General features: G+C 62.8%; 18 protein-coding genes. 10 read left to right on the top strand and 8 right to left on the bottom strand.

What is annotated here, in order from left to right:
- Window positions 1–471: ester cyclase (locus B4394_RS08655; RefSeq protein WP_217697766.1), on the top strand; the 471-nt coding region annotated here is incomplete at its 5' end.
- Between the two features lie 45 nt (window positions 472–516).
- Here the strand turns inward: B4394_RS08655 and B4394_RS08650 are convergent.
- On the bottom strand, window positions 517–1545 hold the full coding sequence (locus tag B4394_RS08650) for a fused (3R)-hydroxyacyl-ACP dehydratase subunits HadA/HadB (protein WP_078314750.1): 1029 nt from the start codon (window positions 1543–1545) through the stop codon (window positions 517–519).
- Window positions 1546–1760: 215 nt separating this feature from the next.
- On the opposite strand from B4394_RS08650, the gene B4394_RS08645 reads away from it, so the two are divergent.
- Window positions 1761–2015 (top strand): hypothetical protein, encoded by a 255-nt coding sequence (locus B4394_RS08645; protein ID WP_078313039.1) that lies wholly within the window; start codon window positions 1761–1763, stop codon window positions 2013–2015.
- Between the two features lie 112 nt (window positions 2016–2127).
- Window positions 2128–3036, top strand: a complete 909-nt coding sequence (locus B4394_RS08640) for a glycoside hydrolase family 6 protein (protein WP_078314772.1) — start codon at window positions 2128–2130, stop codon at window positions 3034–3036.
- Window positions 3037–3051: 15 nt separating this feature from the next.
- Here B4394_RS08640 and B4394_RS08635 read toward each other — a convergent pair whose 3' ends face one another.
- Complete coding sequence (locus B4394_RS08635) at window positions 3052–3672, bottom strand: TetR/AcrR family transcriptional regulator (protein WP_078314749.1); 621 nt, start codon at window positions 3670–3672, stop codon at window positions 3052–3054.
- 22 nt (window positions 3673–3694) lie between these two features.
- Between B4394_RS08635 and B4394_RS08630 the strand changes: the two genes are divergently transcribed.
- Window positions 3695–4174: a hypothetical protein gene (locus tag B4394_RS08630; RefSeq protein ID WP_139360037.1), complete on the top strand. Its 480-nt coding sequence runs from the start codon at window positions 3695–3697 to the stop codon at window positions 4172–4174.
- Between the two features lie 53 nt (window positions 4175–4227).
- On the opposite strand, the gene B4394_RS08625 is transcribed toward B4394_RS08630, so the two are convergent.
- The gene (locus B4394_RS08625) at window positions 4228–4932 is read right to left on the bottom strand and encodes a chymotrypsin family serine protease (RefSeq protein WP_139360036.1); all 705 of its coding nucleotides are present in this window, start codon (window positions 4930–4932) and stop codon (window positions 4228–4230) included.
- A 442-nt stretch (window positions 4933–5374) separates the two neighbouring features.
- Here B4394_RS08625 and B4394_RS08620 point away from each other — a divergent pair, with 442 nt between their 5' ends.
- Both B4394_RS08620 and B4394_RS08615 read left to right on the top strand, forming a co-directional pair.
- Window positions 5375–5644, top strand: coding sequence for a hypothetical protein (locus B4394_RS08620; RefSeq protein WP_078314747.1), 270 nt, complete (start codon window positions 5375–5377; stop codon window positions 5642–5644).
- 370 nt (window positions 5645–6014) lie between these two features.
- Window positions 6015–6815: a DUF4344 domain-containing metallopeptidase gene (locus B4394_RS08615; protein WP_078313056.1), complete on the top strand. Its 801-nt coding sequence runs from the start codon at window positions 6015–6017 to the stop codon at window positions 6813–6815.
- A gap of 43 nt (window positions 6816–6858) precedes the next feature.
- On the opposite strand, the gene B4394_RS08610 is transcribed toward B4394_RS08615, so the two are convergent.
- Together B4394_RS08610 and B4394_RS08605 are read right to left on the bottom strand one after the other, a co-directional pair.
- Window positions 6859–7248 (bottom strand): PPOX class F420-dependent oxidoreductase, encoded by a 390-nt coding sequence (locus B4394_RS08610; protein ID WP_078313034.1) that lies wholly within the window; start codon window positions 7246–7248, stop codon window positions 6859–6861.
- Between the two features lie 11 nt (window positions 7249–7259).
- Window positions 7260–7874, bottom strand: a complete 615-nt coding sequence (locus B4394_RS08605) for a class I SAM-dependent methyltransferase (RefSeq protein ID WP_078314746.1) — start codon at window positions 7872–7874, stop codon at window positions 7260–7262.
- A gap of 79 nt (window positions 7875–7953) precedes the next feature.
- Between B4394_RS08605 and B4394_RS08600 the strand changes: the two genes are divergently transcribed.
- On the top strand, window positions 7954–8526 hold the full coding sequence (locus B4394_RS08600; RefSeq protein ID WP_078314771.1) for a TetR/AcrR family transcriptional regulator: 573 nt from the start codon (window positions 7954–7956) through the stop codon (window positions 8524–8526).
- A 202-nt stretch (window positions 8527–8728) separates the two neighbouring features.
- On the top strand, window positions 8729–9526 hold the full coding sequence (locus tag B4394_RS08595) for a L,D-transpeptidase (RefSeq protein ID WP_078313033.1): 798 nt from the start codon (window positions 8729–8731) through the stop codon (window positions 9524–9526).
- A 110-nt stretch (window positions 9527–9636) separates the two neighbouring features.
- Here the strand turns inward: B4394_RS08595 and B4394_RS25345 are convergent, their stop codons facing one another.
- The 3 genes from B4394_RS25345 to B4394_RS08580 all read right to left on the bottom strand — a co-directional run bounded on the left by B4394_RS25345 (window position 9637) and on the right by B4394_RS08580 (window position 11984).
- Window positions 9637–10086, bottom strand: a complete 450-nt coding sequence (locus tag B4394_RS25345) for a hypothetical protein (protein WP_078313032.1) — start codon at window positions 10084–10086, stop codon at window positions 9637–9639.
- Between the two features lie 400 nt (window positions 10087–10486).
- Window positions 10487–10942: an SRPBCC family protein gene (locus B4394_RS08585; RefSeq protein WP_078313031.1), complete on the bottom strand. Its 456-nt coding sequence runs from the start codon at window positions 10940–10942 to the stop codon at window positions 10487–10489.
- Between the two features lie 40 nt (window positions 10943–10982).
- Complete coding sequence (locus tag B4394_RS08580) at window positions 10983–11984, bottom strand: adenylate/guanylate cyclase domain-containing protein (RefSeq protein WP_078314745.1); 1002 nt, start codon at window positions 11982–11984, stop codon at window positions 10983–10985.
- A gap of 141 nt (window positions 11985–12125) precedes the next feature.
- On the opposite strand from B4394_RS08580, the gene B4394_RS08575 reads away from it, so the two are divergent.
- Both B4394_RS08575 and B4394_RS08570 read left to right on the top strand, forming a co-directional pair.
- Window positions 12126–12572, top strand: coding sequence for a hypothetical protein (locus B4394_RS08575; RefSeq protein ID WP_078313029.1), 447 nt, complete (start codon window positions 12126–12128; stop codon window positions 12570–12572).
- 177 nt (window positions 12573–12749) lie between these two features.
- Window positions 12750–13148 (top strand): MmpS family transport accessory protein, encoded by a 399-nt coding sequence (locus tag B4394_RS08570; protein WP_078313028.1) that lies wholly within the window; start codon window positions 12750–12752, stop codon window positions 13146–13148.
- Window positions 13149–13173: the final 25 nt, after the last annotated feature.

Genomic DNA, 13173 nt, shown 5'->3' with positions numbered 1-13173 from the left:
AGTGTACGCCGGAAACAGACACACGAGGGAGCACATCTCATGAGCGACAGCGTGCCTGGAGACATCGCTAAGGAGATCGTGCGACGCAATACCGAGCGAGTCCAAGGTCAGGGAGACTTCGCCTTGTTCGAGACGCTGTTCGCCGACGACTTCGTCGATCACACACCGCAACCGGGCACGACAGCCGATAAGGACGGGGTTCGGGTGCTCTATCAGCGGCTGCGCGCCGCCTTCCCTGATTTCCGGCCCGAAATCCATTGGCAGACCGTGGATGGTGACGTGGTCACCACCTTCAAGACCTATCACGGAACGCATCGCGGCGCGTTTCTCGGAATCGAGCCGACGGGCAGGGTCGTACGGTTCGAGACTGTCGACGCGATGCGCGTGCGGCGCGGGCAGATCGTCGAGCACTGGGGAGTGGCCAACTTGTACTCGGTTGTCCACCAGCTTGGCGGTCGCGTCCAGTCGTGAACCTGGCAAGGCCACGCTGCACCGCTGTGACCGCGGATCGTCAGGTCAGCTGAAGCGGACGTGCATGGTCGCGAGGCCGAAGATTTTTTTACCGCTGGACTTCGCAGTCACAATGATGATGCCGGTGCGGGTTTCTGGATCCAGCGATTTGATCTTGCCGCCGAACTCGATGTCCGCGCCCTCGGCGGACGACACGATCGCCGGTGCGGACAGCCGGACCGCATAGCGAGTCACCGCGCCCGGGTCGCCCGACCACGCCGAGAAGAATCCGGCCCCCAACCCCATGGTGAGCATGCCGTGTGCGATTACGTCGGGCAGCCCGGCCAGCTTGGCGATCTCCTCGTCCCAGTGAATCGGGTTGGCATCGCCTGCGACGCCGGCGTAGTTCACCAGGTCGCCCCGGGACAGGCGGGTGTGATGTACCGGCAGCTCGTCGCCGACCTTCACGTCGTCGAAGGACGGCGTCCCGGGGGGTCGTGCGGAGTCGGCAGAGATCCGAACCTCACCCGCGGGCCGCAGGGTCTTCTCGTAGGTCTCGGCCGCTGCGCCGATGCCAGAGAAGTCGACGTCGTGCATCATCGCCCTCTGCACGGCCGCCATCGTCCCCGGATTGATTTCATCGGCGGTGACGCCGACGACGGTGGTGTGCAGGGTGTGCACCCGCTCGCCAGCCATATCGGTGAAGGTGTTGGTCACGGTGATCAGGTCCCGGCCGGCGACTCGGCGCACGGACGTCAGCTCCACGTCGATGTGCAGTTCGTCTCCCGCGACAATCGGACGGTGCTGTTCGAAGACCTCTTCTGTCTGAAGGTAGGTGTCGTAACCGACGACAACGGATTCGAACATGCGGCGGTTACAGGCCATGGCCGGGGTGGACGTGAATGTCAGCGGCGCCACCACGCCCGAGTAGCCCAGATCCGCGGCGGCGTCGACGTCCCAGTGTGAGGGGTGATAGTCCTGCACCGCTCGGGCGTACTCGCGCACCTTCTCACGACCGACCAGATAGGGGCCGTCCATCTGGTAGTAGTGGCCGATGCGTGCTTCGAGTGCCGATGCTTCTGCCGGTGCAGTCATGAGATGTCCAACTTTCCTATCGGCCTGTTCGCTGAGGCCGACGCAAGCACACTAGCGCGCAGACCCCGGGGAGGTAGACGCCGATCCGCGTCTCAATCGGCCATCAGCACGATCATTACTTAGTAAAATAGGTGGTCACCGCCCGTGTGCACGACTTGCCGCTGCTGGGAAACCGTGATCGGGGGGCTGTGCCCCTATGAAGAAGGGAGGGCACTATGGCCAGTATTGGAGGCGTCGTTGCCGCGGCCTGTGCCGCCGCGATCGCGGGTTCTTTTCACGTCGTGGTTCCCGTCGCGTCTGCGGCGCCCACCGCTCACGTGATGTGCGAGCGAGTCAACGAGGTCGGCGATTGCGAGCAGGATCCGCCCAGCCAGCAGGACAGCGGAGATAACTGTGTACTCGTCAACGAGTTGGGCGCTTGTGAAGACAAGCAGGAAGTAGACAATCCGCCGCACACCATGGACAGGTAGCCCACGAGATCTGCCCCCCTGGGCCGAATGGCGCTCGTGGGCGTGATACCGCTAGTTTTCTGAGGTGATTTCCTCAGCTGCTGGTGTCCTCGCGCGATGGATCGCCCCCCTCCTGGCCGTTACATGTCTGGGCCTATTCGTTGGCCCGGTGGCCAGGGCGGATAACCCGTTGGATGGTCAGGGGTTCTATGTCAATCCAAACTCGGCGGCCATGCGTGCCGCGCAGGGTGGGGGAAGCCCCGAGCTGACTTCCATCGCCAACACGCCGCAGGCGTACTGGATGGACAACGTCTCGACTCCCAGCGTGGACGCGAAGTACATCAGTGCGGCGCAGGCGTCCGGTGCCACGCCGGTACTCGCTCTGTACGCCATCCCGCACCGCGACTGTGGCAGCTTCGCGGCCGGGGGCTTCGGGTCGGCCGATGCCTACCGAGGGTGGATCGATGGCGTCGCATCCGCTGTGGGCTCTGGTCCGGCAGTGATCATCCTCGAACCCGATGCGCTCGCCATGGCCGACTGCCTGTCGGCCGGCCAGCGCCAGGAACGCTTTGAGCTGATGCGATATGCCGTCGACACGCTGACCCGTAACCCGGCCACTGCGCTCTACGTCGACGGCGGCCATTCGCGTTGGGTGAGCGCCGACACCATGGCCGCCCGGCTCAACGACGTCGGCGTCGCCAAGGCGCGAGGCTTCAGCCTCAACACCGCGAACTTCTTCACCACGGATGAGGAAATCGGATACGGCGACGCGATTTCCGGAATGACGAACGGCGCGCACTACGTAATCGACACCTCGCGCAACGGAGCGGGACCCACCGCTGACGCGCTCTACTGGTGTAATCCCAGCGGCCGGGCACTGGGCACCCCGCCCACCACGGCCACCGCGAGCCCGAACGTCGATGCCTACCTGTGGGTCAAGCGCCCCGGGGAATCCGACGGTTCATGCGATCGCGGGGACCCGCGGGCCGGCACCTTTGTGAACCAGTTCGCGATCGACCTGGCGCGCAACGCGGGCCGGTAGGCCCCTACGGCGCCCTCAGCCCATTGTCGGGTTGCTCCCGGGCCATAGCGTGCCCAGGGTGTACTCGACAATCTCCGCGCGGGTCACGCCGGGATGCTCCAGCCACCACTCGTAAATCCGGATGATTCCGGCGACGAGAACAGCCGCATTGATCTCTGCGAGCCGTTTGGCCGGTTCCTTACCGCGGCGCTCAAACTCGGCCTCCAGAAGAGGGGCGATGCCCATCTCCGCCAAAGTCCGCATCTGCCTACCGCTTTCGGCAATATCCGGTTCGAATGCAGAGTCCAGTGTCAGTATCTGCGACACCACCGGATGCTCAGAGACGAAGGTGAAGTAGGCATCAACGGCGCGCCAGGTCCGCTCCCGTGGCGTCATGCCCTGCCTCGCGGCGGAACGAACCTGTTTGAGCAGCGCTTCGGTCTCATCGTGGAACAGCGACAGCACGAGTTCCTTCTTCGACGGAAAGTGATCGTAAAGGACCGGGCGTGACACCCCGGCTGCCTTCGCGATGTCCCCCATGGACACGCCGTCATAGCGACGCTCGCTGAGCAGACGCAGAGCCGCCTCGACTATCAGTGTGCGCCGCTCAGTTCCCTTGAGCCGTCGGCGAATTTCAGCGGGCCTTTTAACCGACACCTCTGTAGGTTAACATAGCTGGATGAACGCCACACCGAAGTCGGGTAGTCGGTGGATGTTGGGCGATCCGCGATCGCCGCTACTGCCCTACGTACTGCGCATGGTCGGGGTGTTGTGGTGTGGCACCTCCTTCACGGCGATCTGGTGGACGGTGTCCCTTGCGCGCTCATCGAGTGGGCTTCCGGAGCGCATGGCGTCGGCCATCGGAGCGTTTGACGGGCACGTGATGTTCGGTGGGCTCAATGTGGGTCTGGGGTTGTATCTGATCTTCGCGAGTGCCAATCCGATCCGATACCGCCAAGCCGTTGATGTGTTCCTGGTCTGCCAGGGACTCAGCACGTCGGCAGCGGCGGCGTTGATGTTGCTGGCCCCCGCCTACCACGGATACTGGGCCGGGGAGATTCTGATGAGCAGCAGCGGAGTGGTTCTGGTGTCCCTCATCTGGCTCCCGGTAAGGGCGGCCGTTGCTGCCGTGCCCGATTCCGGAACACAACGCCCGTGAGTGCCTAGAGCGATGGAGGCACCGCACAGAAGCGTTGCCGGACAGTGACACTTCTAGGGTGCGGGACAGCTCGAGCTACCGCAGAACACGGTGGCCTTGGTGGTTTCGAGCACGGGCGCTAACAGCGTGAATTCGGTGTAGCCGTCGTCCCCTTCGGGGGATCCGCGCAGGATGCCGACAGCGGCCACCTCATTGTTGCCCAGCTTTACGTACGCAGGAGCACCGGAATCTCCTGGCAGGGAGAATAGGTCCGCTTCGATTCGGGACTCGGTGACCCGTTCGACCTTGCCGCAGGTCTCTCCGGAGACAAAGCCGAACTTGCACAGAGTCACGTTGGTGTTCAGTAGATAGTGGTGGTCCAGGACCTTGGTGACTCGGTATACCCCGGCAACACGGGAGTTATCTTCCGCCGTGGCGGCGAGTGCGGTGTCCACCGTGATCATGGCGAAGTCGGACCAGTCGTCCTTGTCAGTCTTGACTACTTTGTTGCGCTGATCGGCGGTTTGGAAGGTGGTGAAATCGCCCAAGTCAATCGAGTTGTCCGGGTCGGCCTTTCGGGTGAAGTAAGGCCGGTCGGTATAGCCGTCTTGGTCGCAGTGCCCTGCGGTAAAGGCGATCGCCGCACCTGAGGAATCCCGCCCGAGGAATGCCAGCGTGCATTCGAGCGTGTGTGTGGAATCGGAAATGTTGTCGGTAGCGATAGCGATTCCCGGTACAAAGTCATCGAAGGACAACCAGTCATTGTTGGTGCCAGTCATTACCGGCGTCATGTTCGGTTGTTCCGCTGGCACAGTGGGATTCGGCCATAGGACGAGAACTGTCAGTGTGATTGCCACGGCCGCAACGATTCCAGTCGTGACGACGAGTAACCGCCGCAAAATCCGCCGCGGCGAAGTCCGAGTCGGAACAGGCTGCGGCGGCCACGGTGGTGGAGGTGGTAGAGGATGAAACGGGCTGTTCACGGTGTCTATCCAGCGCTCCAACTAGTTGCTGTTGAACGTTGTTTGCCCCGGTTCGGGCGGCCCGTCGGCAGGGGCGTTGAAGGTGGTTTGTCCAGGTTCGGGTGGGCCTTGAGTCGGACTGCTGAAGGTGGTCTGCCCGGGTTCGGGCGGGCCATCGGATGGACCGCTAAATACGGTCCGTCCGGGTTCGGGTGGCCCATCCCCGCCAGGATTCTCTCCACCTCCATAGTTGGGGTTGGTGCAGATGCTGCCCTCGCAGGGCACCATCGATCCGTCACCGTTCGGACTCGGGACCATCACAATCGTTGTGGTAGTTGTCTTTCCACCCGGCAGCGTTACCACGGAGGTGGTTGTGCTCTTTGGCGTGGACTGGCCCGGCGAACTCGAGCCGTGTGGCGCCTTGGTGGTCGACGGCGACACCGATGGTGCGGGGCTTTTGGCGGGCTGTGAACAGCCGGGGATTGTTGTCACGGCGGCGGCGGTGAGTGCAACAACCAACCGGCATTGAACCGATTTCATCACAACCGCATCGTAGGCCAGCCCGCCTGTGTCCGTAGCACAAATGAATGTTCCTGCCGTGAAGTCGAATACGTGGCGCATTTCTTGAAAGCCGTAAACAATTTCGAAGGCGCGAAGGGCGTGAGTCGTATAGATAGACGCTTTTCGCTGCGGTGGACCGGCCTGGGATCAGCTTGGGCCACAAGATGTTTGACTGGCGGCGCAGGTATATCGAACGCTGGTGCTGATTCAGGAAACGGATTGTATGCTTCTGCTTCCGGGGCATCCACCACGGATTTCCGTATCGGTGGGCGAAATCGGCATGGAGAGGATTTCTCGTGCAGGTACATACGGCCAGGATTGGGCTACTGGTAGCGGCGATGTTGACGGCAGGCTGTGGGAGCGGCGGCCACCCAATGCCCACGGAATCGGGGATTGCCGCGTCGTCAACCACTGAGGCAGCGCCTGTGGCCGGGCGCATGACTACGAATTACGAGGACGCCTCCACGCCGGAAGCGACGAGAGGACGTGCGCTGCTACAGGGCGAGCATCTACTCGAAGACTTGGCCCAAAGCGTCACGGACTCTTTCAATCTTCCCTTCGATGTCCCGCTGGTCGGTTCACAGTGCGGCGAGGCCAACGACTATTGGAGCCAATCGGATAGATCGCTCACCATGTGTTACGAGGACGTCGACGAGAGTCTGCGGATATTCCGTGAAGCCGCGGATCCCGATCCCGAAGGTGTCGCCTACCGGATTGCCGTCGCATCCTTCTACCACGAACTCGGTCACATGGCGATTGATCTTTACGACCTGCCTGCCACCGGCCGTGAGGAAGACGTAGCGGACCAGATGTCGGCATACGTGCTGCTGACGCCCGACGACGATGGCCACGTCGACCCCGAGAACGTCCAGGCCGCCAAGGACATTGCGCGCGCCTACAGAGTCGAGAGTCAGGAGGATGGAAGCCCGGACGAGGCGGCGCTCGCCGACGTTCACACGCTCAATGAGGCGCGCATGTACAACTTCGAATGTTGGATCTACGGCTCGAACCCGAACGGCAACGCTGACGTCGTCACCGACGGCCTCCTCCCGCAAGACCGCGCTGACGGCTGCGAGGACGAATACAACAAGCTCGTACGCGCATGGAGCACACTGCTTGCGCCGCACATGAAGGACTGATTCGGCGCAGCATGCTTAAGGCAGGATGCCTCGCCCGTGTCCGTCAGACGTTTCTCCCGCGCGTCTGTGGGTCTTCGATTCCCCACGAGATGATCCGGTGCGGCGTAATTCGGATGATGTCGCCGCTTAGCCCGCCGTCGGTGCTGCCCTGATCGGGCATCACCTCCGCCGTCCCGCGGATCTCGATGCCGTGCGCCCGCGGCGGTTTCACCGAGATCACTTCATCGACGATGAAGGCCACGCGCGGGTTACCGATCACGTTGCGCCACTTCTGCGTTGATGCCAGCGCGTGACCGACGATGTCGATCGCTCCATCAGGACTGAGGTGTACACCTACCGGTCTGATCTGCGGATCGCCGTCGGCGCCTAGGGTGCACAGACGACCTATGGGCTGTAGGCGCAGAAACTCCCGTTCACTCGGGGTAAAGGCCATCACCGGGCCCCTTAGGCCTTGCGGGCGATCACGAGATGTCCGGGCAACTGCACACGCGCTTCGCCGATTCCCGCCTGGAGACGCGCGGGGCGAATGCTCTCGACCTGCCAGTGCTGCGAGAGCACCTCGCGTAGCTGCTCTTCGGTGAACTGTGTCGGTGCGGGACCGTTGTGGTCCGGGAACGCGCCGGTGCCGAACGCCAGGATGTAGAACGCGGCGCCGGGCGCCGCCGCACGATGAACGGACTGCAGGTACCCGTCGCGCAGCTCTGCGGGCAGCGCATGCAGCAGACCACTATCGAAGATGGTCGAGAATCGGCCGTCGTAACCGGTGAATGAGCTGATATCAGCCTGCTGGAACGTGGCAGTGCGCAGACCGCGTTCAGCGGCGGCGGCCGTGGCAGCTTCGACTGCGGTGGGCGTCAGGTCGATCCCCACGACGGTGTGTCCACGCGCGGCCAGGGCCAGCGCGAGTTCGGCGTATCCGCACCCGGCGTCGAGTACCTCGCCGCGCACAACACCGTCTTGGTCGATGAGTGCGGCGTACTCGGGCTGTGGTGCACCGATGTTCCACGCAGGCGTGTCCTCTTCTCGGTAGGCGCCATCCCAGTCGATTACGTGTGTCATGCGTTCGTCCCTTCCCATCGGAATCCTCGACCACAATAACTCAACAGCTGTCTACTTTTATTCCTGCGAGGATGTGTCCATGTCTTCACCAACACCCGAGCGCAAGGGGCAGCGGACGCGGCAACGAATCCTGTCGGCCGCGCGCCGGGTGTTCGCCGAGGTCGGGTACGAGAAGGCCACGATTCGGGGTATCGCGGCCGCCGCCGACGTAGATAAGTCGTCGGTCATCCAATACTTCGGGAGCAAGAGCAACCTTTTTCGCGAGGCTGTCCAGTGGAGAATCCCGGTAGACGAGCTGACCGTGACGGATCCCGCGGAAACAGCCGAGAACTATCTGCGCGGCTTGCTCTCGGGATGGGCGGCCGAGCCGGATGGCCCCATGGCGGTGCTGCTGCGTAATAGCATGACCAGCGAGGATGCCCTGAAGTTGTTGCGCGAGCAGGTAACCGATCACGCGGTGAGTTCGGTGGCGGCCACCATCGAGCAGCCCGACGCGCGGCTGCGAGCGGCATTGTTAAGTGCCGTATTGATGGGGATTGCCAGTCAGCGGTACCTCTTGCAGATGCCCGATCTGGCGGCCGCCAGCGACGACGAGATTGTCGCGCTGATGTCCCCGTTGTTGACGGACCTCATCTCTGGGGAAAACGCCTGATGAGACCCCATAATTTGGGGTTCCTCTGAGACCAGTTAGCGGGCCAATTCCACGGACTTTTTCGTTATCAAACCGTGGGGAACGCGTTACCGAAACGGCAAGCGCGCCCGCTACTTCCGGCCCTGACACGTCCATACGATCACATCGTTCATGACGAAGTGGTCATCCCAAAGGGGTCGGGTCGATGAGGACAGTTCTTCACATGGTTGTCGCGGTATCCGTGGTTGCGGCGACGCTGGCCGGGCGTGCCACCGCCGTCGAGACCACGGCGGTCAGTCTGCCGCTTAATCTGGACATCAGATCCATTGCGCCCACACCCGACAAGTCTGTGGGTATTGCGCACCCCGTGGTAGTGACTTTCAACGGCCCCATTGCCAACCGCCAGGCCGCCGAGCGGGCGCTGGGGATCACGTCAACGCCCGCCATGACGGGGAAGTACGAATGGATCGATAACGACGTCGTGCAATGGATTCCGGACCGGTTCTGGCCGTCGCACAGCACGGTGAAGTTGATGGTGGGTGGCAAGCCCGCGGAGATCTCGACCGGCCCTGCCCTTATTGGTATCGCCAGTATCTCTCGGCACACGTTCACGGTGTCCTACGAAGGAGTGTGGCGACGACCGTCGGATGGGGAGACGGGATTGCCTGCGCCGCATCATCTTCCCCGTCTGGGCGAGGAGGGGGTCTTCCCGGCCTCGATGGGCCGGCCGGAGTATCCGACACCCGTCGGCACCTACTCGGTCTTAGGTAAGGAGCGCTCGGTGCTGATGGATTCCAGCAGCGTCGGCATTCCTGTCACAGCTCCCGATGGCTACAAAATCGACGTGGAGAACGCCGTCCGTTTCACCAACCGCGGCCTCTTCGTGCATTCGGCTCCGTGGGCCGTGCCGGCGATGGGCTATGAGAACGTCAGCCACGGCTGCATCAGCCTGCCTCCGGCTGCCGCCGAGTGGTACTTCAACAACGTCAATATCGGCGATCCGGTAGTCGTGCAGGAGTAGCGGCGCGACAAGCTTGGAACCCGCTGCGGCCCTTAATAATGAGCGAAAAACAATGATGCCGAGACTCCTTAGGGGAGCCTCGGCATCATTCGGGGAATCGGGTGTGGCGATCAGTCCTGCGGGCCGGCCGGGGTCGGAACGCCCGGGGTCGGACCACCCGGAACCGTAGAACCGACCGGTGCGCCCTTGCCGGCCACGGGGCCTGCGGCCAGCGCGCCATCCAGGGGTGCGGCGGCGGGGACGACAGCGGGTGCCGCCGGAACCACCGGCGCCGCAGGAACAATCGGCGCGGCCGGGACAACGGGTGCTGCCGGAACGACGGGCGCGGCGGGTGCCGCGACAGGCCCCGGCAGGATCGGCACACCGGCTATGGGTGCCGCTCCTGCGGCGGGGGCGCCGACGAGCGCACCTTTACCGGAGCCGCCGGCGCTGTCGTCGATGGCGTAGTACCCGACGGCGAGTGACTCCGCGACCGCGGACGGCGCCCATGCCAGGGCGGCCGCACATAAACCAGTGCTGGCAATTACTTGAATAGCTAATCGATCAAAGATGATCGCCACCGACCCGACTCCCTAGCTTGTGCGTGTAAATCACGCGGTTGAAATTCGATGGCTGAACTTTATAACGCACCAAAAATGGCGTCCAGCTGGCATACAGGGTGGTTATCAAGTTGATGCGGAAAACGAACTGCGCTCGTGATCTAACAGGGGCACGGCGGTGATCAGATGTTCGGCGAGTACCCGGCGAACAGGCATGTCAGAAGGTGCATCGCGGCAAAACCGCACCTCTCCCCGGGTGAGACGGAACCGTGACGGAAAAGTATTTAATACGAGTCAATGGTCATGTAGGGCGTAAGTAGCCATGCCAAAAAATTACCGGCCCAAAAAAGGCGCACCGAATGGACCAGATGTGCAAATCTGTGCGCTTGGAATTTAAATACGGCCGTTACTCAATGTGCGCTCAAGAGGCGTCACGAGAAGTGCCGCCCGCACCTCTGCGCGCGGCCTCGCGCCGTGCGCCGTTGACAAGGCTCGACATCGATTGACGCAGCACCCAAACCATCGCGGCATGGGGCACCGGGATCAGCGGAGTGGACTCCATCGAGTAACGCACCGCAGTCCCCTGAGGGTGATCGGTGAGCGTGATGGTTCCTATGTGTGAGCGCACCGGCAGTCCGCCAACGACCCGGTACTGGATGCGTTCGCCTTCAACGAGGTCGACAATCTCTTCCTTGACGCCAACGGGTCCGATGCCGATGCGGTGAACGGCCCCGACGCCTTGCCGTTCGGTGGCGCCGGGGCGCACCAGTGTGACGGTGAAGGGTAGGAACGCGTTGTACCCCTCGCGGTTGGCGAGCAATTCGTACACGATGTTCCGGGGTGCTTCGAAGACGGTCTCCTCGGTGTACTGAGCCATCTGCTGCCTTTCGTATCCGGTGGGTGTATTTGAGAAACTGTCAGCGTTTTCGCGTGCGCAATACGTGCGAACCCAATCGGGAGAACCCTTTGACGCGCACACCGCGCAGATGGCGGAGAAGGAATTCGTCGTTGTCCCCCAACGCCGTTGCCGCGGCGTCGTCGAGAAGGATCGTTCCGGGCCGCGCCACGCCGGTCAGTCGCGCCGCGATATTTACCACGGTGCCGTAGAGGTCGCCGAAGCGCACGAGCACTTGTCCGTAGGCCAAGCCCACTCGTATCTGCGGCATGTCCGGAATCCGCTGTGCTGCTTCGGTGATCGCCGCGTTCATGGCGATAGCGATGCGCGCGCCCGTTCTGGCGTTCGCGGCCGCGAACATGACCTCGTCGCCGACGTTCTTGATCACCCAGCCGCCATGCGTGGTGATCGCATCGGTGAGCGCGGTCTCGAAGGCCTCTAGAAGGTTCGTCAGCTCTTCGGGGTCCAGGTGGCGGGACAGGCGTGTGTAGCCCACCATGTCGGCAAAACCTACGAGTAATTGTCTTGTGGTGCTGCTGGATTCATGCGCTCGGGTGAGCGCCGCGGCGAGGTGTCGCTGCCAGGCATAGTCCTGCAGCGCCGTCAGTGTGGAGATTGTCTGGGTGACAGCCTCGACGCTTGACGTGGGCGCGAATTGGTCGCCGTCGGCGGCAATGCGATCTCCGATCTCGCGAGTGAGTAGGTCCGCCTGCCACTCGGCGAGCCGCGCCATGGCCTGACCGAGTGTTCGGGCGGCGGCAACTTGGCTCTGTTCGTTGGCGGAAGTCGTCGTCTCCAGCGCTGCGAAGGTGCGGATCGCGGAGACATCGGCATCGGTGAACGCGACGTCGGCATCGCTTTCCGCCGCCGCGAAGCCTAGTGCCACCCATAGCTTCCGGGCGCGCTCGACGGGCACGCCGGAGAGCTCGGCTACCTGCGAGCGGGTGTACTTGCGTGGGCCACCGAGGAGCGACTGCTCGATCGCGGCATCGACCACCTCGTTGAGCTCGCGAGACTCGGGCATCTGGCCAGTACAGCACACCTAGAACCCACTGTTGGCATAACGATACGAGCGGCAGGCAGTGTCAGGAGCCTTGACTTGATCCGGGGAAACCTCGAGTATCTCCAAGAAGATTCCTCCACGGCGGGGCAAAGGGACGGTGTGATGAACTGGAACTTCTTGGGGCATAACTGGCACCTCTTCGGGTACCTGGCGATTCTCGCCTTCGTGGCCCTGCTGACCTTCGCCACGTGCATGTTCGTGTACACCACGCGGCTGAGGACCCGTGGGTCGTCACCGCTGGCGGACCAGGTCGGCGGCTACCCATCCGTGCTGAAGAAGGTGCGTAAACGGGAGCCGATGTCGGACGACGAGCTCCACTTCGCACGACAGGCGATCACCGACCGGGGGTCGCTGTGGGCGTTTTCCATCCCGGCCACGATCTTCAGCCTGGGATGCTTTTATGTGCTCGGCAGCCTCGAGCAACTGCACGGAGCCACACCTTCCGAGCGAACATTTCTCGGGGTGATTCCTATGATCTCGTCGATCAACATCACGGCGCAGGTACTCAGAATGCGGCGGTTGAAGGCGCGGCTGCCACGCGCGGCATGACGCCGATCTGACGGACTGTCGGGGTGGTCAAAGTTGGCGTTCGGATTCCCAGGTTGGGCTGATAACATTTCCGACCGTACTTATGTCAGTTCCATTGACATACGCGTGACGTGAGGTGCGGGAGGTGGTCGGGTGAGCCCACGTTCGGTTGGCAGGAGGGTCCTGGCACGAGCCTGGATGCCTCTCGTCGCAGTCATCGCGCTCGGAGTGGCCGGTGGCTCGATGTTGAAGGTGCACGAGTTGTCGGCTCCCGGACCCGTGCTCACCGTCAATCCGCCGCAGGCACCACCGGAGTTCACGCCCAAAACCCTCACCTACGAGGTCTTCGGCTCAGTCGGGAACGGCGGGATGTTGAGCTATATCGATATCGACGGTCATCCGCACCAGGTTGACGTGACCACGCTGCCGTGGTCGCACACGGAGACAACGACTCTCACCGTGGTGTCGGGCAGCATCTCCGTACAGGTGCGTGGGGGCCAGGTCGGCTGCCGGATACGGGTGAATGATGTGGTCCGCGATGAGATGTCCGACGATCACGCGGACGCGAACGTCATGTGCAGGGTGAAGTCGGCATGAGCGAGCATCGGGAGAGGAAGCCCTT

It is taken from the genome of Mycobacterium sp. D16Q16 (genome assembly GCF_002013745.1).
Classification (GTDB): Bacteria; Actinomycetota; Actinomycetes; order Mycobacteriales; family Mycobacteriaceae; genus Mycobacterium.
Note: the sequence above shows the minus strand (reverse complement) of the source record. Positions and strands in the feature narration are given on the sequence as shown.

What these genes read in the sequence shown, in the direction of transcription:
- B4394_RS08650 (WP_078314750.1), bottom strand. Translation starts at nt 1,545, where the DNA reads ATGACTGCACCGGCAGAAGCATCGGCACTCGAAGCACGCATCGGCCAC.
- B4394_RS08645 (WP_078313039.1), top strand. Translation starts at nt 1,761, where the DNA reads ATGGCCAGTATTGGAGGCGTCGTTGCCGCGGCCTGTGCCGCCGCGATC.
- B4394_RS08630 (WP_139360037.1), top strand. Translation starts at nt 3,695, where the DNA reads ATGAACGCCACACCGAAGTCGGGTAGTCGGTGGATGTTGGGCGATCCG.
- B4394_RS08625 (WP_139360036.1), bottom strand. Translation starts at nt 4,932, where the DNA reads ATGACTGGCACCAACAATGACTGGTTGTCCTTCGATGACTTTGTACCG.
- B4394_RS08615 (WP_078313056.1), top strand. Translation starts at nt 6,015, where the DNA reads ATGTTGACGGCAGGCTGTGGGAGCGGCGGCCACCCAATGCCCACGGAA.
- B4394_RS08610 (WP_078313034.1), bottom strand. Translation starts at nt 7,248, where the DNA reads ATGGCCTTTACCCCGAGTGAACGGGAGTTTCTGCGCCTACAGCCCATA.
- B4394_RS08605 (WP_078314746.1), bottom strand. Translation starts at nt 7,874, where the DNA reads ATGACACACGTAATCGACTGGGATGGCGCCTACCGAGAAGAGGACACG.
- B4394_RS08600 (WP_078314771.1), top strand. Translation starts at nt 7,954, where the DNA reads ATGTCTTCACCAACACCCGAGCGCAAGGGGCAGCGGACGCGGCAACGA.
- B4394_RS08595 (WP_078313033.1), top strand. Translation starts at nt 8,729, where the DNA reads ATGGTTGTCGCGGTATCCGTGGTTGCGGCGACGCTGGCCGGGCGTGCC.
- B4394_RS08585 (WP_078313031.1), bottom strand. Translation starts at nt 10,942, where the DNA reads ATGGCTCAGTACACCGAGGAGACCGTCTTCGAAGCACCCCGGAACATC.
- B4394_RS08580 (WP_078314745.1), bottom strand. Translation starts at nt 11,984, where the DNA reads ATGCCCGAGTCTCGCGAGCTCAACGAGGTGGTCGATGCCGCGATCGAG.
- B4394_RS08575 (WP_078313029.1), top strand. Translation starts at nt 12,126, where the DNA reads ATGAACTGGAACTTCTTGGGGCATAACTGGCACCTCTTCGGGTACCTG.
- B4394_RS08570 (WP_078313028.1), top strand. Translation starts at nt 12,750, where the DNA reads ATGCCTCTCGTCGCAGTCATCGCGCTCGGAGTGGCCGGTGGCTCGATG.